The organism is Myceligenerans indicum, assembly GCF_016742955.1.
Taxonomy (GTDB): domain Bacteria; phylum Actinomycetota; class Actinomycetes; order Actinomycetales; family Cellulomonadaceae; genus Myceligenerans; species Myceligenerans indicum.
The window spans coordinates 496207-515385 of the sequence record NZ_JABBYC010000001.1 but is presented as its reverse complement, the minus strand read 5'-3'; the positions used below and the strand labels follow the sequence as shown (position 1 = coordinate 515385).

General features: G+C 71.7%; 19 protein-coding genes, 2 tRNA genes and 1 pseudogene. 12 read left to right on the top strand and 10 right to left on the bottom strand.

Annotated features, from left to right (window positions below; genetic code table 11):
* Positions 1 to 425: 425 nt before the first annotated feature.
* From HGK34_RS02265 to HGK34_RS02255, 3 genes are all read right to left on the bottom strand, one after another.
* Positions 426 to 1412: a phosphate/phosphite/phosphonate ABC transporter substrate-binding protein gene (locus HGK34_RS02265; protein ID WP_201844888.1), complete on the bottom strand. Its 987-nt coding sequence runs from the start codon at positions 1410 to 1412 to the stop codon at positions 426 to 428.
* A 122-nt stretch (positions 1413 to 1534) separates the two neighbouring features.
* A complete protein-coding gene (locus HGK34_RS02260) occupies positions 1535 to 2296 on the bottom strand; it encodes an HAD family hydrolase (RefSeq protein ID WP_201844887.1) in 762 nt (253 codons plus the stop codon).
* Positions 2297 to 2309: 13 nt separating this feature from the next.
* Positions 2310 to 2792: a peroxiredoxin gene (locus tag HGK34_RS02255; protein ID WP_201844886.1), complete on the bottom strand. Its 483-nt coding sequence runs from the start codon at positions 2790 to 2792 to the stop codon at positions 2310 to 2312.
* Positions 2793 to 3046: 254 nt separating this feature from the next.
* On the opposite strand from HGK34_RS02255, the gene HGK34_RS02250 reads away from it, so the two are divergent.
* The 4 genes from HGK34_RS02250 to HGK34_RS02235 all read left to right on the top strand — a co-directional run bounded on the left by HGK34_RS02250 (position 3047) and on the right by HGK34_RS02235 (position 4612).
* Positions 3047 to 3406: a GroES family chaperonin gene (locus tag HGK34_RS02250; RefSeq protein ID WP_504739207.1), complete on the top strand. Its 360-nt coding sequence runs from the start codon at positions 3047 to 3049 to the stop codon at positions 3404 to 3406.
* 179 nt (positions 3407 to 3585) lie between these two features.
* Positions 3586 to 3658: transfer RNA gene (locus HGK34_RS02245), tRNA-Lys, on the top strand.
* Between the two features lie 163 nt (positions 3659 to 3821).
* Positions 3822 to 3894: transfer RNA gene (locus HGK34_RS02240), tRNA-Lys, on the top strand.
* Positions 3895 to 4231: 337 nt separating this feature from the next.
* Positions 4232 to 4612 carry a DoxX family protein gene (locus tag HGK34_RS02235; RefSeq protein WP_201844885.1) on the top strand — a complete coding sequence of 127 codons (381 nt, stop codon included), beginning with the start codon at positions 4232 to 4234 and terminating at the stop codon, positions 4610 to 4612.
* Positions 4613 to 4752: 140 nt separating this feature from the next.
* On the opposite strand, the gene HGK34_RS02230 is transcribed toward HGK34_RS02235, so the two are convergent.
* The 4 genes and pseudogenes from HGK34_RS02230 to HGK34_RS02215 all read right to left on the bottom strand — a co-directional run bounded on the left by HGK34_RS02230 (position 4753) and on the right by HGK34_RS02215 (position 7887).
* Positions 4753 to 5160, bottom strand: a complete 408-nt coding sequence (locus HGK34_RS02230; protein WP_201844884.1) for a nitroreductase family deazaflavin-dependent oxidoreductase — start codon at positions 5158 to 5160, stop codon at positions 4753 to 4755.
* A 105-nt stretch (positions 5161 to 5265) separates the two neighbouring features.
* A pseudogene (locus HGK34_RS02225) lies at positions 5266 to 6558 on the bottom strand (alpha-L-fucosidase); the annotation flags it as partial.
* A 209-nt stretch (positions 6559 to 6767) separates the two neighbouring features.
* On the bottom strand, positions 6768 to 7178 hold the full coding sequence (locus tag HGK34_RS02220; protein WP_201844882.1) for a VOC family protein: 411 nt from the start codon (positions 7176 to 7178) through the stop codon (positions 6768 to 6770).
* Between the two features lie 133 nt (positions 7179 to 7311).
* Positions 7312 to 7887 carry a dihydrofolate reductase family protein gene (locus HGK34_RS02215; protein ID WP_201844881.1) on the bottom strand — a complete coding sequence of 192 codons (576 nt, stop codon included), beginning with the start codon at positions 7885 to 7887 and terminating at the stop codon, positions 7312 to 7314.
* Positions 7888 to 8129: 242 nt separating this feature from the next.
* On the opposite strand from HGK34_RS02215, the gene HGK34_RS02210 reads away from it, so the two are divergent.
* The 7 genes from HGK34_RS02210 (at position 8130) to HGK34_RS02180 (ending at position 14527) form a co-directional block, all read left to right on the top strand.
* Positions 8130 to 8807, top strand: a complete 678-nt coding sequence (locus tag HGK34_RS02210) for a response regulator transcription factor (RefSeq protein ID WP_201844880.1) — start codon at positions 8130 to 8132, stop codon at positions 8805 to 8807.
* Positions 8804 to 10171: a sensor histidine kinase gene (locus tag HGK34_RS02205; RefSeq protein ID WP_244666272.1), complete on the top strand. Its 1368-nt coding sequence runs from the start codon at positions 8804 to 8806 to the stop codon at positions 10169 to 10171. Before HGK34_RS02210 ends, HGK34_RS02205 begins: the two co-directional genes overlap by 4 nt.
* Positions 10172 to 10236: 65 nt before the next feature.
* Positions 10237 to 11658: a ferredoxin reductase family protein gene (locus HGK34_RS02200; protein WP_201844879.1), complete on the top strand. Its 1422-nt coding sequence runs from the start codon at positions 10237 to 10239 to the stop codon at positions 11656 to 11658.
* Positions 11655 to 12188: an FMN-binding protein gene (locus HGK34_RS02195; protein ID WP_307815675.1), complete on the top strand. Its 534-nt coding sequence runs from the start codon at positions 11655 to 11657 to the stop codon at positions 12186 to 12188. Before HGK34_RS02200 ends, HGK34_RS02195 begins: the two co-directional genes overlap by 4 nt.
* Positions 12188 to 12952, top strand: coding sequence for an FAD:protein FMN transferase (locus HGK34_RS02190; protein ID WP_244666271.1), 765 nt, complete (start codon positions 12188 to 12190; stop codon positions 12950 to 12952). Before HGK34_RS02195 ends, HGK34_RS02190 begins: the two co-directional genes overlap by 1 nt.
* Positions 12953 to 13150: 198 nt before the next feature.
* Positions 13151 to 13720: an NUDIX hydrolase family protein gene (locus HGK34_RS02185; protein WP_201844878.1), complete on the top strand. Its 570-nt coding sequence runs from the start codon at positions 13151 to 13153 to the stop codon at positions 13718 to 13720.
* Positions 13721 to 13810: 90 nt separating this feature from the next.
* The gene (locus HGK34_RS02180; RefSeq protein WP_201844877.1) at positions 13811 to 14527 is read left to right on the top strand and encodes a hypothetical protein; all 717 of its coding nucleotides are present in this window, start codon (positions 13811 to 13813) and stop codon (positions 14525 to 14527) included.
* Between the two features lie 57 nt (positions 14528 to 14584).
* Here HGK34_RS02180 and HGK34_RS02175 read toward each other — a convergent pair whose 3' ends face one another.
* The 3 genes from HGK34_RS02175 to HGK34_RS02165 form a co-directional block, all read right to left on the bottom strand.
* Positions 14585 to 16294 carry an ATP-binding cassette domain-containing protein gene (locus tag HGK34_RS02175; RefSeq protein ID WP_201844876.1) on the bottom strand — a complete coding sequence of 570 codons (1710 nt, stop codon included), beginning with the start codon at positions 16292 to 16294 and terminating at the stop codon, positions 14585 to 14587.
* Between the two features lie 127 nt (positions 16295 to 16421).
* The gene (locus tag HGK34_RS02170; RefSeq protein WP_201844875.1) at positions 16422 to 18101 is read right to left on the bottom strand and encodes a sodium:solute symporter family protein; all 1680 of its coding nucleotides are present in this window, start codon (positions 18099 to 18101) and stop codon (positions 16422 to 16424) included.
* On the bottom strand, positions 18098 to 18427 hold the full coding sequence (locus tag HGK34_RS02165; RefSeq protein WP_244666270.1) for a DUF4212 domain-containing protein: 330 nt from the start codon (positions 18425 to 18427) through the stop codon (positions 18098 to 18100). Before HGK34_RS02165 ends, HGK34_RS02170 begins: the two co-directional genes overlap by 4 nt.
* A 325-nt stretch (positions 18428 to 18752) precedes the next feature.
* On the opposite strand from HGK34_RS02165, the gene HGK34_RS02160 reads away from it, so the two are divergent.
* Entirely contained in the window at positions 18753 to 19172 is a 420-nt protein-coding gene (locus HGK34_RS02160; protein WP_201844874.1) for a hypothetical protein, read from the top strand.
* Positions 19173 to 19179 lie beyond the last annotated feature (7 nt).

The window sequence follows — 19179 nt, the reverse complement described above, 5'->3', positions numbered from 1 at the left end:
CCTTATCGTCGGCAGCGTCAGATGTGTATAAGAGACAGGTCGGGGGGTCTGCGTGTGGTCGGGGGGTCTGCGTGTGGTCGGTCGTTTGCCGCATGGTCGGTCGTTGTGCGCGTGGTCGGTCAATCAATTGACCGACCACGCGCACAACGACCGACCACACGCAGGACCCCGACCATCTGACCCCGGCGCACGCAGGCCGGTCCGGCGTCCGGCCCGGCCGCCGGTATCCGGCTCCGGCCCGGCTCTCCCCGGCTCCGGCCCGGCTGGCCTGGCCGCCGACCTCCGGCTCCGGCCGCCGACCTCCGGCCCGGGTTGACCCGGCCGCCGACCTCCGGCTCCGGCCCCACCCCGGGCCGACCCGGCCACCGACCCGGCCACCGGCCCTCGGCCCGGCCCGCCCCGAGCCCGGCGTCGTCCCGAGTCCCTTACTCGCCGCCGAAGTTCGCCGCCACCTGGCGCGCGGCGTCCAGGGCGTCGAGGTCGGCGGGCTCCAGGCCCTCGATGCCGTACACGGCGTCCAGGGCGGCGAGACCCTCCTCGCTGTCGGCCAGGGCCAGGAACGCGTCGGTGATCTTCTGGCTCGCCTCGTCGGAGAACGTGCCGGACACGGCCACGCCGTCGTTCGGGATCTCCGGCGAGGAGGCGAAGACGACGGCCTTGGTGCCGGCGTCCGGCTCCTCCTCGAGCACGTCGAGCCGCGCGTCGTTGTACGAGGTACCGATCGGGGCGTCGCCACGCACGACGTTCAGCACCGAGTTCGGGTGGCCGCCGGCGAAGACCGACGTGATGTCCGTCAGCGGGTCGATGCCCTGGACCTCGGCGAGCTGCGTGGCCGGGTAGTAGTAGCCGGAGGCCGAGCTCTCGTCGACGAACGAGATCGTGGTCCCCTGCTCGATCAGCGCGAGCGCGTCCTCACCCGTGGGCCCCTCGGGAGCCTCGGCGCCGTTGCAGTAGGAGAGCTCGTTGCCGTCGTCGTTCGTCTCGGTCATGACATCGTCCAGGCAGTACGTGTCCGGATCGTTCGTCATCCACTGCGTGTGGTAGGTCGAGGAGCCGTAGCGCACCGACTGGAGCACGGCCTCGGCGCCCGCCTGGTCCACGGCCTGGACCAGGGCGATCGGGCCGAACATGCCGATGTCGGCCTGCCCGGTCTGCATGGCCACGACGAGCGCGGCGTAGTCGGTCGAAACCGACGCCTCCACGGTGACGCCGAGCTGCTCGCCGAGGAGGTCGCCGAGCACCCCGGCGTCCTCGACGAGCTGGTCCTGGTCCTGGGAGGGAACGAGCCCGAGGGTCAGGGTCTCCGGCAGGTCACGTTCCTCGGAGCCGGAGCCCTCGTCGGAGCCGCCGCAGGCGCTCAGGGCGAGTGCAGCGGCCACGGTGGCGGCGGCGATGCTCGCAGATCGCTTCATCAGATGTCTCCTCATGACGATGGTGGCGCGCGGCCGTGGACGGCCCTCGCGAACGCGCGTCACGCTAGCGACGAGTCGGTGTCGCCTCCCTTCCGTACGGTTACGCACCGGCAAATTCCAGGTCACATTATGGACTCGACGGATATTTTTTCGCCGACGGACCACGCCGCCAGAGGTTCGAAGAGTTCGGTGAAGCTCGGCGCGGACCACGTCGCGGGGCCTGGCCGCGCCGTCCACCGGTCGATGTGGGCGCCGGCTGCTCCCACGGCAAGGGCCGGCGCGACGTCGTTCGCGTGGACGTCGCCCACGGAGACGAGTTCACCCGGGTCGGCGCCCGACAGCAGACCCCGCAGAACGGCGGCCATGGCGGCGGGCTTGCCCGCCTCGGGGACGACGCCGTCCAGCAGCGGTGCGATGCCCTGCCGTTCGAGCCAGTCGGACACACCGACCAGCGGCGAGTTCGTCACGAGCACGACCCGCACCCCGGAGGCCGTGAGCCGCGCCAGGAACGCCCGCAACCCGTCGGGCGCGGCGGTCCCGGCGCCGTCCTGGGCGAACCGCGCGCGTGACGCGCGGTAGGCCGCGCCGAGCATGTCCCGGTCGAGCTGCGGGCCGCCCCGGCCCGTGGCGAGCGCCAGGGCGACGACGGCCTGGTAGCCGTCCTCGGGGAGCGGCATCGCATCAGCCGTCGGGGCGGGCTCGGACGGTGATCCGGGCGACCGCACGTCCCCGGCCGGGAGGCGTCCGGTCCGCAGGAAGTGGCGCAGCTCGTCGGTCACGTCCCGGCCCGTGCGGCGGGCCACCTCCTCCGCGTACAGGAGGACCGGTCCGTCACCGACGCAGACGGTGCCGTCGAAGTCGAGGACAAGCGTGCGACCGTTCACTCGCCGACACCGCTCACTCGTCGACGCCGAGCGCGGTGCGCAGGCGAGCGACATGCCCCGTGGCGCGGACGTTGTACTGCGCGAAGGACACCGTTCCGTCGGGTGCCACGACCACCGTGGACCGGATGACGCCCACGTACGTCTTGCCGTAGTTCTTCTTCTCGCCCCAGGCGCCGTAGGCCTCGAGGGTGGTGTGCTCGGCGTCGGAGGCGAGCGGGAAGGTGAGGGACTCGGCGGCGGCGAACTTCTCCAGCTTCGCGACCTTGTCCGGCGAGATCCCGACGACGGCGTAGCCGGCGCTCTGGAGGGAGGCCAGGGAGTCGCGGAAGTCGCACGCCTCCTTGGTGCATCCCGGCGTGGCGGCGGCCGGGTAGAAGTAGACGATGACGCCCCGCGAGGCGCCGGCCCGCAGGCCGCTGAGGGAGATGGTGTCGCCACCGGCGGTCGGGAGGTCGAAGTCGGGAGCCTTGTCGCCGGGCTCGAGCCGTGTGGTCATGGCACCAACCGTATCGATGTTCGACGGCCGCCGTGACCTACGGCGACCGCCTCCGACGACGGCCGTGTCGGGGGACGTACGAGCCGGCGACGGCCAGGCGGCGACACGCCGCCCGGCGGCGTGCAGGTGCGGTGATCGTGCCCGACGGCGCACTCCCCCACGAAGACAGCTGTGAGTGGACGCGACGGCACCGGGCTCGGCGTCGGCGCACCCGGCGGCGTTTCCGGCCAGGTGGGTCGCGTAGCGTTGGGGACGTGAGTTCCGTCGTCAAGAATCCCGCCGGCGCGCAGACGCCGTCGGGCAACCTCCCGATCCGCATGCTGCACGACCGGCTCCTCGTCGAGCCGGAGACGGACAAGGCCGAGCGGCAGTCCACGGGCGGGCTGGTGATCCCCGCCACCGCGGCGGGCCCGAAGCGGCTCGCCTGGGCGAAGGTCGTCGCCGCCGGCGAGCACGTGCGACAGGTCGACGTCGGGGACCGGGTGCTGTTCGACCCGGAGGACCGCGCCGAGGTGGAGCTCGGCGGCACCGACTACGTGCTGCTGCGCGAGCGTGACGTGCACGGCGTGCACACGGTGGACGACGGCGACAACGCCGCGGGACTGTACCTGTAGCCGCACTGCTCCCGGCATGCCCGTGACTCCACGGCGGCCGGCCGGCCGGGACGACCATTCGGGCGGGAAGCCGGGGACGGGGACCGTACGGCGATCGCCGCCCCGTAGCTGTCACGCAGGTCACGTCCTTTTCGGTTGTGAGTCCGGTCCGGCCTCCTGGTAGTGTTGCTCTCCGTTACGCGCCATTAGCTCAATTGGCAGAGCAGCTGACTCTTAATCAGCGGGTTTGGGGTTCGAGTCCCTGATGGCGCACTCAGCGATGGGTGAGGTGTGCTCACGATGTGAGCCAGTTCGCCTCGTCGATGTCTCGTGGGGGCGCAGCCCTCACACCCCGGCCTGGGGCTTTGCCCCGGACCCCTTCATGGTTGCGTTGGCCGCCTCCGCGGTGTGATCAAGCAGGGGTTGGGTTGGGTAGGCGCCATTAGCTCAATTGGCAGAGCAGCTGACTCTTAATCAGCGGGTTTGGGGTTCGAGTCCCTGATGGCGCACTCAGCGATGGGTGCGGTGTGCTCACGATGTGAGCCAGTCCGCCTCGTTGATGTCTCGTGGGGGCGCAGCCTCCGCACCCCGGCCTGGGGCTTCGCCCCAGACCCCTTCATGATTGCGTCGGGCTTGTCGGTGGGCAGGCTCGGTACAGCAAGCGGCGTGTGTCCTTTCGGACCACGCCGTTCTGTCGTCTCCGAGCCTTCGTGTCTGCCTGGCACGTGCGCCGGGTCGCCGTGACAAGGGTCACGTCACAGGGTTCTCCACGCTCGCGTCGTCGTAGCGAGACCGCAGCGATGCTCGCAGGTTTCGTCACGTGTTCCGACGAAGAAGGAGAAACCGATGAATCTCGCACTCTGGATCGCCACCGTCGTCCTGGCCGCGGTCGCCCTGCTCGGGGGCAGCACCAAGACGTTTCTGCCCAAGGCCAGGCTCGACGCGATGGAGGGCACCTGGACCACCTCGACGGCCGCCGGGCCGATCAAGGCACTGGGGCTGCTCGAACTGCTGGCCGTGGCAGGTCTGGTACTGCCACCTCTGGTCGGCGTGGCACCCGTACTGGTTCCCGTCACTGCGGTGTGCTGGGCCGTCCTCATGGTCGGCGCGATGGTGACCCACGGCCGACTCGGGCAGCCGAAGCTTGTTGCGCTGACCGGCGCCTACCTCCTGATCGCGCTGTTCATCGCCTGGGGCCGGCTCGGCCCCGCGGCGTTCGTCGCCTGAGGCGCGGAGCCCGGACGGCATCACAGCGACATGACACACCGCGGCGGCGAGCACCACGGTCTCGTGGAGCGGCGCCTCGCGCGCGGGATCAGCGCGCGGGGTCAGCGCGCGGGGTCAGCGCGCGGGGTCAGCGCGCGGGATCAGCGCGCGGTGCGGTCGGCGGCGACGGTGCGCAGGAGGCGGTACTCGTGGCGCCCGGTCAGGCGTAGCACGAGCCGCGCCGGCGGCGGGAAGGCCCGGCGACCGGCGTCGGAGGGATAGGGCTCGACGGCGATCACGTGGTGCGGAGCGCCGTCGACGACCAGCTCGCAGCCACCTGCGGCCACGATGTTGCGGTACCAGTTCACGTTCTCGCCATAGGTGAGCTCGGCGATGAAACCTTCGGCGGCGCGGGCGACGATGATCGGCGTCTCGTAGGTGGCTCCCGACTTCCGTCCGACGTGCCGGACCAGCGAGAACGGGCCCGTGCCCGACCGGGCGAGCTTGACGGTCCAGCGGTTGAGGGTGTTCTTGAGCAGCCAGAGCCATCGTTCGCGTATCGAGGTCATACCGTGCTCCGATTCCGGGAGGTGGGGTGCGGGAGGTGGGGTGCGGGAGGGCTGGCCGTCGAGTGGCGGCGGGACGGTGTGCTCAGGACTCGACGGCCCTGCTGGTCATGCCTTGAGGGTCAGCTCGATCACGGGAACCAGGTCGTCGGGACGCCGGACCGGAAGGGTCAGCGTGAGCGTGCCGGGCGGGGGCGCCGCCGGGCTGAGGTGGGACTCCTCCGGCTCGTGGGGCCCGGCATCGATCGCGATCTGGGTCCCGTCCGACAAGAGGCGCGCGAACGAGACCTCACCCGCGAGCCCGGGCAGGTACAAGGTCTTGAACGGCCAGGCCAGCACGTGCGCGTAGAGCTTGTCGTCGCGCCGGGTGTAGACCACCCCCGAGGGGGCCACCACGCCGTCGGCAGGTCCGGCGCCGTACACGGAGTCCTGGTGACGACGCATCCACCGGCCGATCTCCCGCAGGATGGCGGTGTGCCGGTCGGTCACCTCGCCCCGGGCCGTCGGGCCGACGTTGAGCAGCAGGTTTCCGCCCAGGGACACGGTCTCGACCAGCATGCGCACGATGAGCTCGGGACTCTTGTCGTCCAGGTTTGCGCGGTCGTAGCCCCAGGCGCCGTTGATCGTCTGGCAGGCCTCCCAGAGCACGCGCTCGCCGTCGACCTCGACGGGCCGCACCGGCTGGTACTGCTCCGGGGTGACCAGGTCGGCCGGCACGCCGAACCGGTCGTTGACGATCATGCGCGGCTGAAGCTCCCGACACATCGCCAGCAGGCTCTCGGCGTCCCAGTCCGCCGCAGACTTGCCCGGCAGCCCGTCCCGGACGGACGGCTGCGTGAAGTCGACGAACAGGTAGTCGATCTCGCCGTAGCCGGTCAGCAGTTCCCGCAGCTGCTCGCGCAGATAGGCCCGGAACCGTCCCATGTCGCGCGTCGCGTTCAGCCGCGCGACGTCGGGCCGGTTCCCGAGCGGATGCGACCAGTCGATGGTGTAGTCCGGGTGGGACCAGTCCAACAGCGAGAAGTAGATTCCTACCCGCAGCCCCTCGGCCCGCAGCGCCTCGACGTGCTCCCGGACCAGGTCCCGTCCGCGGGTACGGGCCAGCGAGTAGTCCGTGGTGGCGGTGTCCCACAGGCAGAACCCCTCGTGGTGCTTGGCCGTGAGCACCACGTACCGCTGGCCTGTCTCCCTGGCCAGCCGCGCGATCGCCCGTGCGTCGTACAGGTCGGGGTCGAAGTGCTCCGCGTAGCGGCGGTAGGTGTCGTCGCCGATCCGCTCGAAGTACTTCACCCACTCCTGACGGCCCGCCACGGCGTAGGTGCCGTAGTGGATGAACATGCCGAAGTGATCGCGGCGGAACCAGGCCGTGCGCTCGTGGGAGGTCAACGCGTCCGTCATGAGCCGGGTCTCCTTGTTCGCGGGTCGCGGCCTGCTGACCGAACGCTACTCAGTTCCCGCGTTCTGGCAAGGAACACCATGTCGCGCCGGGGTCATGGGGGCCGACGGCGTGCGTGCTCCCGGGAGAGCTCCGGCCCGGACGGGCTCGTCACCCACCACCCCGCGGGGCCACGCAAGGATTCCGGCCGGTCCGGTCTTCCTGGCCGGGTGGGTCACCCGACGAAGATGCAGAACGGGTGACCCATCGGGTCCGCGAAGACGTAGAGCGGCTCGTCCGGGTCCTCCGACCGGTCGAGCAGCTGGGTCGCGCCCAGCGCGAGGGCATGGTCGCGGGCCGCGCCGAGCGCGGCGGCGTCGCGCACCGTGGTGTCCAGGTGCAGCTGCTGCGGGACGTCGGGTTCCGGCCAGGTGGGTCTGGGCAGCCGATCGACCTGCTGGAAGGCCAGGGACACACCGTCCTCGCTCCGCAGGACCAGCCAGTCGTGGCCGCGCGGATCGGGCTCCCCCGGTGGAGGCGCCTCGTCCCCGGGCCGGTAGGTGAGTCCGAAGAGCTTCCGGTAGAACTCGGCGAGGGCCCGGACGTCGGTGGTGTCGAACACGATCTGCCGGATGCGCGGGATCATCGCTCCAGCTCAGCACATCCGGCGCAGGACGCAAGGTATCGGCGCCGCGCGTCCGGCGGCGACCGGCGAGGCAGGACCCGCCCACGGGACTCCCGGAACCGGCCGTTCCCCGTGTCGGGTGGCGGATGCGTCCTCAGACATGCAGGGAGGGCCGGTACACGAGTTCCTGGGTGCGGCCGTCGAGGGTGGTCTGCTCGATCAGTTCGAGGTCGAAGTCGGCGGCACCCTCGAAGATCGGACTCACCCCGGTCTGACCGGTGATGACCGGGAAGACGGTCACCTGAAGCCGGTCCACCAGCCCGGCGGCCATCAGCGCGCGGTTCATCGACAGGCTGCCGTGCGACCGCAGCGGGACGTCGGACTCCTTCTTGAGCCGCGCGACGACGTCGATGGCGTCGCCGGTCGCCACGGTCGCATCCGGCCAGTCGAGGAGATCATCCAGCGTGGTGGAGACGACGGTGGCCGGCAGGTTCCTCATGCGGGTGACCCACGGATCGTGCACGGACTCCTCGAGGTCCGACGCCAGGAGCCGGGTGAACGCCCGGTAGGTGTTGGCGCCGAAGACCATCCGCTGCTCCTGGCTGTACTGGGCCAGGCGGCGATCGAGGAGCTCGGGGCCCTGCTTGCCCCAGTAGCCGCTCCAGTTGCCGGTCGTGGCGCCGAAGCCGTCGAGGCTGGAGAAGACGTCGAACGTGTAGGTGGCGGACATGGGGCCTCCTCGGGCCGGTGGATCATGTGTCGTCCGTACGGACGAGACACGGAGGCAAAACTCATCGGCGCGCCGTCCGCGGTCGCCGCGGCGTCGTGGTCGCCACGCCGGTACCGTCCGGGCTGCCTCGCCGGGGCTGCCACCCCGGTACCGCCGGGGCCGCCACGCAGGTGCCGCCGCGACGCCCCCGCCGGGCCGGGGCCGTCCGCGCAGATCCCGCCCGCGTGCGTAGCCTGATCCTCATGACGAAGATCCTCGTGGTGGAAGACGATGAGGCGATGGGCGCTCTCGTGCGGCGCGGGCTGGAGGACGAGGGTTACGCGGTGACGCTCGTGGACAACGGCAACGACGCGCTGATCGCCGTCGGGCAGGGCGACTTCGCCGCGGCCGCGATCGACGTCATGCTCCCGGCGATGTCCGGCTTCGAGATCTGCCGCCATCTGCGTGCCCGGGGAAGCCGCCTGCCGGTCCTGCTGCTCACCGCCCGCGACGCCGTCGAGGACCGCGTGCGAGGCCTGGACTCCGGCGCCGACGACTATCTCACCAAGCCCTTCGCCTTCACCGAGTTCGCCGCACGGATCCGGGCGCTGGTCCGCCGCGACGCCACGGCGGCCCGCACCACGCTCCACGTCGGTGGGCTGGCCCTGGACGCCCCGACGGTCCGGGCGACGTCGGAGGGCAGGGCCGTGCCGCTGAGCGCGAAGGAGTTCTCCCTGCTGTGGATGCTCGCCATGCGGGCGGGAGAGCCGCTGACCAGACACGAGATCCTCCAGGAGGTGTGGGGAACCGCCGTGGACATCGACGCGAACATCGTCGACCAGTACGTCAGCTATCTGCGGCGCAAGCTGGCGCCCACCGCCTCGGGGGTGTCGATCTCCACCGTCCGGGGAGTCGGCTACAAGCTGACGGCCGACCGATGATGTTCTCGCGGCTCTCGGTCCGGGCGCGGATCACCCTCGGCAGCAGCGTCGTCGCGGCGGCGCTGCTCGGTGTGGCGCTGGTGGTGGTGCACCTGCGGGTCGGGGCGGTGCTCACCCACGCGGACGTGTCCCTCGCCCGGAGCGACCTCACGCCCTTCGCGGCCGAGATCGCCACCCATCAGGACGAGATCCAGGACGACCCGGGGACCGGGGTCCTCGTCTCCGTCCGCTCTCCCGCCGGGCAGCTGGAGGTGAACACCCTGCCGCACGACGTGGCGCGCGAGGTGGAGCACCACGACGCGACGGACGGGAACTTCACGATGACCGACGACGAGGACCGGTCCTACGTCGTCGTGGGGCGCGTGGTCACGACCGGCGACGGCGGGTGGACGCTGTGGGCGGCCCGCAGCACGGCGGCGAGCAAGCTCGCGCTGGAAGGGCTCGACCGCCTGCTCCTGGTGGGCAGCCTGCTCCTGCTGCTCTGCTTCGCCGTCGCCTCCTGGGTGCTCACCAGCGTGGCGCTACGGCCCGTCACGGCGATGCGCCGCCGCGCGGAGGCGCTCGGCGGCGCGGGCGACGGCACCCTTCCGGTGGGCCCCGCCCAGGACGAGCTCGCGGCACTCGCCACGACGCTCAACACCTTCCTCGCCCGGGTCCGGGCCACCGCGGACCGGGAGAAGCGGATGGTCTCCGACACCGCGCACGAGCTGCGCACGCCGCTCGCCGCGCTGAAGACCCAACTGGAACTGGCCCACCGCGACTTCGGGGACGCCGCCGCGCTGGCGGCTCAGGTGCGGGCCGCCGAGGTGTCCGTCGAGCGGCTCGCCTCGCTCGCGTCCAACCTCCTGGAGCTGAGCCGGCTCGAGTCGCGCGACGCCGTGGGCTCCTCCACGGCCGGGGACCTCGTCGAGGAGTTCACCGGCAGTATCGACCGAGCCCGGATGCTGGGGCTCGCGAAGTCCGCCGACATCACCTTCGAGGTGCACGTCGAGAACAGGTCGGCCAGCTACCGGCTCGACGCGCAGGCGCTCGGCCGGGTGGCGGACAACCTCCTGGCCAACGCGGTCCGCGCGATCGACGACGGCGGTGCGGTGCGGGCGGCGCTGACCCAGGCGCCCGACTCGCTCACGCTGACGGTCCAGGACGACGGTCCGGGCATGCCGCCCGACTTCGTGCAGCACGCCTTCGAACGGTTCTCCCGCCCCGACGAGTCCCGGACGGCGGCATCGGGCGGGAGCGGCCTCGGGCTCGCGCTCGTCCAGGCCGTCGCGGACGCCGCCGGCGGGCAGGCCCGGGCGCGCAACACCCATCCGGGCCTGGAGGTGACGGTGTCGGTCCCGAAGGTGCTGGTCCCGAAGATGTGAGAGCTCTCACCGTAGGGATATCCCGTTCCTAGGGAGCTTCCAAGTTCGGCGGCCACGGTCGTTCCATGACCACGAGCACCCAGGCCCGACCGATGGCATCCCCGTCACTCGCGCCACCGCCACGAGTGAATCACCGGCGCTCCTACGCCCGCCGGGCGCTCCGCGCGGACCTGCTGGTGACCCTGCTGTGGGCGTCTGCCGCCGCCGCGGTGGCACTGTTCCTCGCCTCCGGCGGGGCGGCCCAGTTCACGAGCGCGGCCCAGATCGTCACGAGCCTCGGCATCGTCGCGGGACTCGTCGGCACCGACTTCATCCTCGTGATGCTCGTCCTCGCGGCACGGATCCCGCTGATCGACAGGACGATCGGCCACGACCGGGCCATCGCGGTGCATCGTTCCCTGGGAAAGCCGGCCCTCTACCTGCTGCTGGGGCACGGCGCGCTGCTGCTCACCGGGTACGGCATGAGTGCGGGGATCAACCCGATCGCGGAGATCGGGCCCATGTGGGCACTGCCCGACATGCCGCTGGCGTTCGGAGGCACCGGTCTCCTGATCGCCGTCGTGGTGACCTCGCTCGTAGCCGTCCGGCGGCGGTTCAGCTACGAGGGGTGGCACCTCGTGCACCTGCTCAGCTACGTCGCGGTCGCCGTCGCCCTGCCGCACCAGCTCAGCGTCGGCGGCGTGCTCGCCGAGGGCACGGCGCAGCGCGTCTACTGGATCGGCCTGTACGTGCTCGCGTTCGGCGCGATCGCCACGTTCCGCTTCGTCGAGCCGGTCGTGTCGAGCCTGCGTCACCGGATCACGGTGTCGGGCGTGCGCACGATCGCTCCCGGGGTCACGTCGATCGAGCTGACCGGCCGGGACCTGCACAAGCTCGGGGCATCCGGCGGACAGTTCTTCATCTGGCGGTTCTGGACCGGGCGGACCTGGTGGCATTCCCACCCGATCTCCCTCTCCGCGGTTCCCACCGCCGGCTCGGCACGCATCACGGTTCGCGAGCTGGGCGCGGGAAGCGGCCGCATCAGCGCCGTGCCCGTCGGCACGAAGGTCTCCTTCGAGGGACCGTACGGCCTGTTCTCCGGAGCGGCACGTACCGCTCCCAGGCTGGCGATCGCCGCGGCCGGCATCGGGATCACCCCGGTGCGGGCCCTGCTCGAGCACGCACGGCTCGCCCCGGGCGAGGCCACCGTCCTGCTGCGCGCGAGCACCCCCGAGGAGACCTACCTCTGGGACGAGATCTACGACATCGCGGCGGCGAAGGGAATCACCTGCTACGTCATGGTCGGCCACCGCGCGGCCCGCGGGCCGGGCTGGATGCCCGCCGACGACGCGCGCCGCGGTGTCACGCTCGCCTCCGTCTTCCCCGACCTCGCCCGATCCGATCTCTACCTGTGCGGCCCCACGGCCTGGCTCGATCTCGTGGAGCACGACGCCAAGGCCCTGGGCCTCCCTGACCATCAGATCCACGCAGAAAGGTTCGACTGGTGAGAACTCGCGCCGTCCTCGGAAGCCTCTTCGCCTCGACCGCGATCCTCGTCATGGGATGGCAGGTGGGTGACACCGTGCTCGTGAGCCAGCCCGCCACGATGTCCCTGGCCGGCAACGACACGGGAACCAGCTCTCTCGCCACCGGATCGGTGAGCGGATCGCAGACCTCCGGTGAGAGCACCGGGAGCACGACAGGCGGCAGCAGCGGCAGCACGGCCGACGGCAGCACCACCGACAGCAACGGTGGAGCCTCCGACGGCACCTACACCGGGAGCAGCGTCAACACCGGCTTCGGCCCGGTGCAGGTCGCGGTGACCATCTCCGGCGGGGAGATCACCGATGTCGCCGCCGTGCAGCTGACCGACAGGGACGGCAAGTCCGTCCAGATCAGCAACTACGCCGCCCCGATCCTGCGCCAGGAGGTGCTGGACTCGCAGTCGGCGAACGTCTCGCACGTCAGCGGCGCCACGTACACCAGCGCGGGATACCTGCAGTCGCTGCAGTCCGCGCTCGACCAGGCAGGATTCTGATGCGACACGTCTTGCGCACCATGGGGACCGTCGTCTCCGTCGATCTCCCGGACGGGTGGGCCCCGGACCCGGTCGAGACCGTCTTCACCGCCGTGGACGAGCGGTACAGCCTGTACCGCGCCGACTCGGAACTCAGCCGGGTCGCCGACGGCCGGCTGGCCCTGGCGGACGCCGGCTCCCGGGTGCGGGCCACCTACGCCCGGGCGCTCGACTGGCAGGCCGCGACCGGCGGGGTCTTCACGCCGCACCGGCCGGGCGGCGGGCTCGACCTGAACGGCATCGTCAAGGCGGAGGCCATCGAGCAGGCCGGGGAGCTGCTGACCGCCTCGGGCTGCCCGGCCTGGACGATCAACGCCGGCGGCGACATCCTGACCAGCGGTGACGACGGACCGTTAAGGGTCGGCATCGCCGACCCCGCCGACCCGACGGCGCTGCTGTGCGCCATCGGCCTGGACGGTGACCGGCGGGCCGTGGCCACGTCCGGCAGCGCACAGCGCGGGGACCACATCTGGCGCGACCGTTCCCTGACACCCGCCGCCTTCGTCCAGGCGAGTGTGGTCGCGGCGGACATCGTCACGGCAGATGTCCTCGCCACCGCCGTCGTCGCCGGAGGACCTGCCGTGCTCGACGACCTCAGCGGCCGCTGGGACGTCGACGTCCTGGCCGTCGACCGGGCGGGAGGCATCCGGGCCACACCCGGTCTGCGCCGCGCGCTGCTGGGCCCTGCCGGTGCGGCGGCTCGCGGTGCGGACGACATCGGGTGAGCCCGGCACGGCACGGGGTCCGGTGCGGGTGAGCGGGAAGCAGCCGTGGCCAGGTGCCGGAAGGCGCTCGATGCCGCCGCCGGTGAGGCGGCCGGGCGCGCAGCCCGGACCTGGCCTCGGCACATCGCGGTGGCGGCCGCCGTTCCGCGGACTACCGCATTTCCGGCCTCATGCACCTGATCCTGGTAGAAAAGGTTCGTGACCGACACCGCGGACTACCCCGCCGACGACTTCTACCGCGACAACTCCCAGACCTCCGGCTGGCTCACGGAGGAGGACCTGGCGGTCGTGCGCGCACAGCTTCCGCTGGTCTACGTGGACGCCGTGCCGGTCCGGGTCGACGACTCGGGGGACGTCGTCGCCGTCGGCCTGCTGCTGCGCGTCGACACGCAGGGCGCCATCACCCGCGCGCTCGTGTCCGGCCGCGTCATGTACCACGAGCGGGTGCGGGACGCCCTGCTGCGCCACATCGAGAAGGATCTCGGCCCGGTCGCCCTGCCCCAGGTGCCGCCGTCCCCGCAGCCGTTCACGGTGGCCGAGTACTTCCCCACCCCGGGGATCACCTCCTTCCACGACCCGCGTCAGCACGCGATCTCCCTCGCGTACGTGGTGCCGGTGACGGGCGACTGCCGGCCGCAGCAGAACGCCCTCGACCTCGCCTGGATGACCCCGGAGGAGGCCTGCGCCGACACCGTGCTGGCCGAGATGATGAACGGTCAGGGCACGCTCGTGCGGCAGGCGATGGCGCACGTGGGCCGCCTGGGCTGAGGGTCCCGCGGCGCCACCACCGCCCGAGATGCCCCTGATGAGGTATAACTTCTCAGGTGCCACCCGGGGCACCCGCGAACGGGGAGGCCCATGCAGACGAAGCTCGCGGGCAAGATCGCCACCGGCCTGGGCGGTTCGCTGCTGCTCCCGTTCCTGGTGGAGCTCGGCATGGCGTCATTGCTGGACGAGACCTTCAGCCTGCGCCGCGGGGCGCTGTTCGTCGGGGTGCTGGGCGCGCTCAGCGCGCTGCTGTTCGGCGTCGACCAGCTCAGCCATCTTCGTGCCCGGCGGGCCCAGGCACGGGCCGCCCGCGACATCGCGACCCGCACCGCTCACGTCTCCCACCACGTGCTGCGGCCCTACGGCCCTGAGACCGACGGCGTGGTCGCGCTCTGCACGACCCGCCTCGCCCCGGACACCCTGCACTACCTGCAGTACCACACGCGCGGCAAGGGGATCTTCCGGGTCGACGTGCTCGACGACCCCGCCCTCGCGCCCCTCCTCGGCCTCGCCGACTCCGACCAGCACCGCCGCGTCTACGAGCGCTACGGCGAAGGGCTGCGCGCCCTGGTGGAGCTGCTGGACGACGACTTCGTCCAGCTCGACTCCGGCAGGGTGCTGCGCGTGGTGCTCGACGTGGAGAAGGGCGCCGTCTTCGTCGTCGAGGTGCACCACGGCTCTGGCCGTTACCTGCTCGGCGTCACGCTGGACCAGACGGCCGTGGACCGCGCGGACAACGACCTGCGCGACCTCGCCACCACGATCCGCGCCCACCTGGGCCGCCACCACGACACCGCCGTCCCGTAGCTCCACGGCCGACCCGGCCGTCACGTGGCGGGGGTGGCTGTCCGCAGGGGGGCGTGCTCAGGCAAGAGGGAGCTCGGGCCAGTCCGCCAGTTCCTCGCGCATGCGACGGTCGTGGGTGGCGACCACGACGGCCGCCGGCGTGATGGTCAGGGCACGCGTCAGCTCGTCGACCAGGTCGATCGACAGGTGGTTGGTGGGCTCGTCGAGCAGCAGCAGGTGCGGTACGTGCAGCAGCGCCCGCGCCAGCTCGAACCGGCGCCGCTGCCCCACCGACAGCTCACCGAGCGGCCGGTCCAGGTCCTCCTCGGACAGCAGCCCCAGCGACGCCACCGCCACCACGTGGTCGGGATCGAGCGCCCCGGCCGCGAGCAGCTCCAGCGCCTCGTCGGCCGCGGTCTCGAACCCGGTCCGTCGCGCCGCCTGCGGCGTCAGCGCCAGGCTCTCCTGCCCGACGACGCCGATCCGCACCCCGTCCCGGGACACCCTGCTCCCCCGGGCGAGCCCCGCACCACCCGCGAGCACCCGCAGCAGGGTCGACTTCCCCGCCCCGTTCGGCCCGGTCACCAGCAGCCTGCCCGACGGCGGCACGGCCACCCGCGTCCCGGGAAGGTCCAGCAGGACGCTTGGCACACTATTCCCGCCACCGGCGTCGTCACCACGACCGTCACCCGTACCGTCACCGTCGCTCCGCGAACGGTCACCGCCACCGGCCACGACCAGCGGACTGCGCACCTCGACGAGCGGCTCCGCCGCGTCCCAGCCCGGTGACATCGCCGGAAGATCGGGGAACGCGAGCGCCGGCGGCGGGACGGGCACCTCGACGGCCTCGGCCTCCAGCTTCTGGGCCAGCCGGTCGGCGGCCTTGACGTGGATGCGCGCGCGGGTGGCACGACGGTGGGTCTGCGAGCCCTTGGGCGGGCGCCACTCGTCGGACAGGCCCTCGTAGGAGGAGTCGAGCACCTCGGCGAGGTGGGCGGCGCGCTTGCGCTCGGCCCGGTAGCGCTGCCGCCAGCGGTGCAGCGTCTGGTTCTTGGCGAACCGGTAGGACAGGTAGCCCGGCTGCCCGTAGAGCACGGGCCTGCCGTCCCAGGAAGGGTCGAGGTCGAGGATCGCGGTGGCGACGTCGTCGAGCAGCTCGCGGTCGTGGGTGACCACCGCCAGTCCTCCGCGCCACGCGACGAGCTCGCCGGTGAGGAACTCGATGGCTCCGGTGTCGAGGTGGTTGGTGGGTTCGTCGAGAAGCAGCAGGTCGGCTCGTTCCGCGAGGCGGCAGGCCAGCCGGACGCGGTACCGCTCGCCGACGCTGAGCTCGTCGAGCGGGCGGCCGGGCTCGCGGGGAGCGCCGAGACGGGTGAGCGCGACGTCGACGCGGCGGTCCGCGTCCCAGGCCGCCAGGTGCTCCGCGCGGGCGAGGGTGCGCTGCAGCTCGGCGAGGTCGCCCGTCTCGTGGTCGAACGCGGCGGCAGCGGCCTCCAGTTCCGCGGCGGCGGTGCGCAGGCCGTCGAGGGTGCCGGCGACCAGGTCACCGACGGTCTGGCCCGGGGTGGCGTGCAGCTCCTGCTCGACGAGCGCCACGGTGCCGTCGCGGCGGACCTCTCCGCCGCTCGGGTCGAGGCGTCCGGCCAGGAGGTGCAGGAACGTGGACTTCCCGGACCCGTTCTCGCCGACGACGCCGAGGCGCGTGCCGGTGTTGACGCTGACGCTGACTCCGCGCAGGACGGCCCGCCCGGGGTAGGAGAAGGCGAGTTCGTCGGCGACAAGATGCATGGGGAAACCCTAGACGCCCGGCCGCGGCGACCGGACGATCACCGTGGCCGGGCGCCCGGGCCACCCGCATCCGGGGAGCCGACGGCCGGGCGGCAGGCGACAGGGGCGCCGACCGCCCGGCCGTGCGTCAGTTCGCGCCGACCTCCTCACGTTCCGCCGGGTAGCGGATCTGCTCCACCATCTCCTGGACCTCGTGCGACGGCGGGCGGGTGGCCAGGGAGACCACGATCGTCACGACCAGGTTCACGACGGCGCCGAGGGTGCCGATGCCCTCGGGGCTGATCCCGAACACGTACTCGTGGGCGCTGGTCCCGAACACCTCCAGCGTGTGGATCATGTAGCTCCCGGTGAACGCGAGCCCGGCCAGCATGCCGGACACCGCCCCGGCCGCGTTCGTCCGCTTCCAGAAGACACCGAGCACCAGGAGCGGGAAGAACGTCGAGGCCGCGAGCCCGAACGCGAACGCGACCACCTGGGCCACGAACGCCGGCGGGTTGATCCCGAAGTAGATCGCCACCAGGACGGCGAGTCCCATCGCGATCCGGCTCACCCCGAGACGCCGCGCCTCCGAGGCGTGGTGGTCCACGTACCGGAAGTACAGGTCGTGGGAGACGGAGGAGGAGATGACGAGCAGCAGCCCGGCGGCCGTCGACATCGCCGCGGCGAGCCCTCCGGCCGCCACGAGCCCGACGATCGGTGCGGGCAGGCCGGCGATCTCCGGACTGGCGAGCACGAGGATGTCGTTGTTCACGAGCAGGTCGGCGCCGCCGTCGGCGAAGACGGTGGCCTTGTTGGTGATCGAGGTGATCGTGTCCGCCGACTCCGAGACCGACACGAGCCCCGTGGCCTGCCAGTTCTGCACCCACTGCGGGAGCGCGTCGACCGGCTGCCCCTGCACGCCCTGGAGCAGGTTGAACTTCGTGAACGCGCCCACGGCGGGGGCCGTCGTGTACAGCAGGGCGATGAACACCAGCGCCCACAGTGCCGACCAGCGCGAGCCGCGCACCGACTTGGTCGTGTAGAAGCGGATGATGACGTGCGGCAGGCCCGCGGTACCGATCATCAGCGCCATCGTCACGAGGAACACGTCGAGCTGCGGCCGGGCGGTGAAGGCCTGGGTGTACTGGTCCAGCCCGAACTCGGCCTGGAGCGCGTTGAGCTCCTCCAGGATCCGTCCGAACGACACCTGCGGGACCGGGATCCCGGTGATGGTGTGCGCCACGGCCCAGGCCGGGATGAGGTAGGCCACGATCATCACCGTGTACTGCGCCACCTGCGTCCAGGTGATGCCCTTCATGCCGCCGAACACGGCGTAGGTGAAGATGACCGCCGCCGCGATGGCGACGCCGCCGGCCTGCGGGATCTCCAGGAACCGCGAGAACACGATGCCGCCGCCCGCCATCTGGCCCACCACGTAGGTGAACGACACGATGATCGCGACGACGGCGGCCACGGAGCGGACGGTCTCGCTGAACCGGTCGCCCACGAACTCCGGGACCGTGAACTTGCCCCACTTGCGCAGGTAGGGCGCGAGCAGGAGTGCCAGCAGGACGTAGCCGCCGGTCCAGCCCATCAGGTAGACCGAGCCGTCCGAGCCGAGGAACGCGATGAGCCCCGCCATGGAGATGAACGAGGCCGCGGACATCCAGTCGGCGGCGACGGCGGCGCCGTTGGCGATCGCCGGGACGTTCTGCTCGGCGACGAAGAAGCCCCTCGTCTCCCGCACCCGGCTGCGCCAGGCGATGTAGATGTAGACGCTGAAAGTCAGGGCGACGAAGACGAGCGCCCAGATCTGCGTTTCGGTCACGTCAGCCCCCCGTCGTGGTTGCGTTCGTGCACGCCGTACTCCCGGTCGAGCCGGTCCATGCGTACGGCGTAGACGAGGATCAGCACGATGAACGTGTAGATCGCGCCTTGCTGGGCGAACCAGAACCCGAGCGGGAAGCCGCCGATCACGACCTGGTTGAGCTGCTCCACGAAGAGGATCCCGCAGCCGAAGGAGACGGCGAACCAGACGATCAGCAGCACGACCATGAGCCGCAGGTTCTTGCGCCAGTACTCCTTCCGCCAGCCGTTGGCCTCGCCACCGCCGGGCGGCGGGCCGCCCTCCGGTGTCATGACGTCGTCGGACATGTCGCGCTCCTTTGCGTCTCGGTCCGGCAGCACCTCCACGAGCGGTGCCGGAGGGCCCGGGACTCCTGTGGCCCGGGTCACATCTCTTCCCACCGTGAGCCAAGTGGTTCCGGGCGGTGGCCTGCAAGGGCTCGGCCGCCCGACGGCGGTCGTGGCCCCGCGAGCGGTCGCCCGCGGTTCGCCGGCGGGCCCGTACGGTGGCCGGTGCCGCTCACGGGACGAGAGCGACCGCTCGTACCGCCCGTGCCCCCGCTCGCGGAGGCGGAGGTACCCGGGTGGCGCCCGGGCATCGGCAGGGGCGCCGTCGTGCCCTACGATCAACCCCATGTCCTCGACGTCGAGCGCATCACGGGCCACCGCGCGCCGCCGGATCCTTCACCCCGGCAGCGTGATGATGATCGTGGGCGCGCTCTGCGTCCTCGCCGGCTCGGTGCTCCCCTGGGTCCGCACGGCCGCCGGCAACCTGCCCGGGTACGGAGGGGCGGGGATCCTGACGGCCGCCCTGGGCATGCTGCTCTTCTCCGGTGCCGTGATCCCGCACCGCGTCTCGGCGATCACCCACTGCCTCGTGGTCGGGCTGCCGGTCGCGGCCCTCGTCGTGTGGCAGTCGGTGAAGCTGGGGCTCACGGTCGCGTCGACCGGAGCCTGGTGGCACGTCTGGGCCGGGGAAGGGCTCGTGCTGGTCGGCACGGGCGCCGCCGTCGTCCTGGCCACCGCCTGGCGCCTGTACCGCAACCCGTTCTGACGCCCGG

What these genes read in the sequence shown, in the direction of transcription:
- HGK34_RS02235 (WP_201844885.1), top strand. Translation starts at nt 4,232, where the DNA reads ATGAATCTCGCACTCTGGATCGCCACCGTCGTCCTGGCCGCGGTCGCC.
- HGK34_RS02200 (WP_201844879.1), top strand. Translation starts at nt 10,237, where the DNA reads ATGACCACGAGCACCCAGGCCCGACCGATGGCATCCCCGTCACTCGCG.
- HGK34_RS02265 (WP_201844888.1), bottom strand. Translation starts at nt 1,412, where the DNA reads ATGAAGCGATCTGCGAGCATCGCCGCCGCCACCGTGGCCGCTGCACTC.
- HGK34_RS02165 (WP_244666270.1), bottom strand. Translation starts at nt 18,427, where the DNA reads ATGTCCGACGACGTCATGACACCGGAGGGCGGCCCGCCGCCCGGCGGT.
- HGK34_RS02255 (WP_201844886.1), bottom strand. Translation starts at nt 2,792, where the DNA reads ATGACCACACGGCTCGAGCCCGGCGACAAGGCTCCCGACTTCGACCTC.
- HGK34_RS02175 (WP_201844876.1), bottom strand. Translation starts at nt 16,294, where the DNA reads ATGCATCTTGTCGCCGACGAACTCGCCTTCTCCTACCCCGGGCGGGCC.
- HGK34_RS02160 (WP_201844874.1), top strand. Translation starts at nt 18,753, where the DNA reads ATGTCCTCGACGTCGAGCGCATCACGGGCCACCGCGCGCCGCCGGATC.
- HGK34_RS02190 (WP_244666271.1), top strand. Translation starts at nt 12,188, where the DNA reads ATGCGACACGTCTTGCGCACCATGGGGACCGTCGTCTCCGTCGATCTC.
- HGK34_RS02220 (WP_201844882.1), bottom strand. Translation starts at nt 7,178, where the DNA reads ATGATCCCGCGCATCCGGCAGATCGTGTTCGACACCACCGACGTCCGG.
- HGK34_RS02180 (WP_201844877.1), top strand. Translation starts at nt 13,811, where the DNA reads ATGCAGACGAAGCTCGCGGGCAAGATCGCCACCGGCCTGGGCGGTTCG.
- HGK34_RS02215 (WP_201844881.1), bottom strand. Translation starts at nt 7,887, where the DNA reads ATGTCCGCCACCTACACGTTCGACGTCTTCTCCAGCCTCGACGGCTTC.
- HGK34_RS02230 (WP_201844884.1), bottom strand. Translation starts at nt 5,160, where the DNA reads ATGACCTCGATACGCGAACGATGGCTCTGGCTGCTCAAGAACACCCTC.
- HGK34_RS02205 (WP_244666272.1), top strand. Translation starts at nt 8,804, where the DNA reads ATGATGTTCTCGCGGCTCTCGGTCCGGGCGCGGATCACCCTCGGCAGC.
- HGK34_RS02210 (WP_201844880.1), top strand. Translation starts at nt 8,130, where the DNA reads ATGACGAAGATCCTCGTGGTGGAAGACGATGAGGCGATGGGCGCTCTC.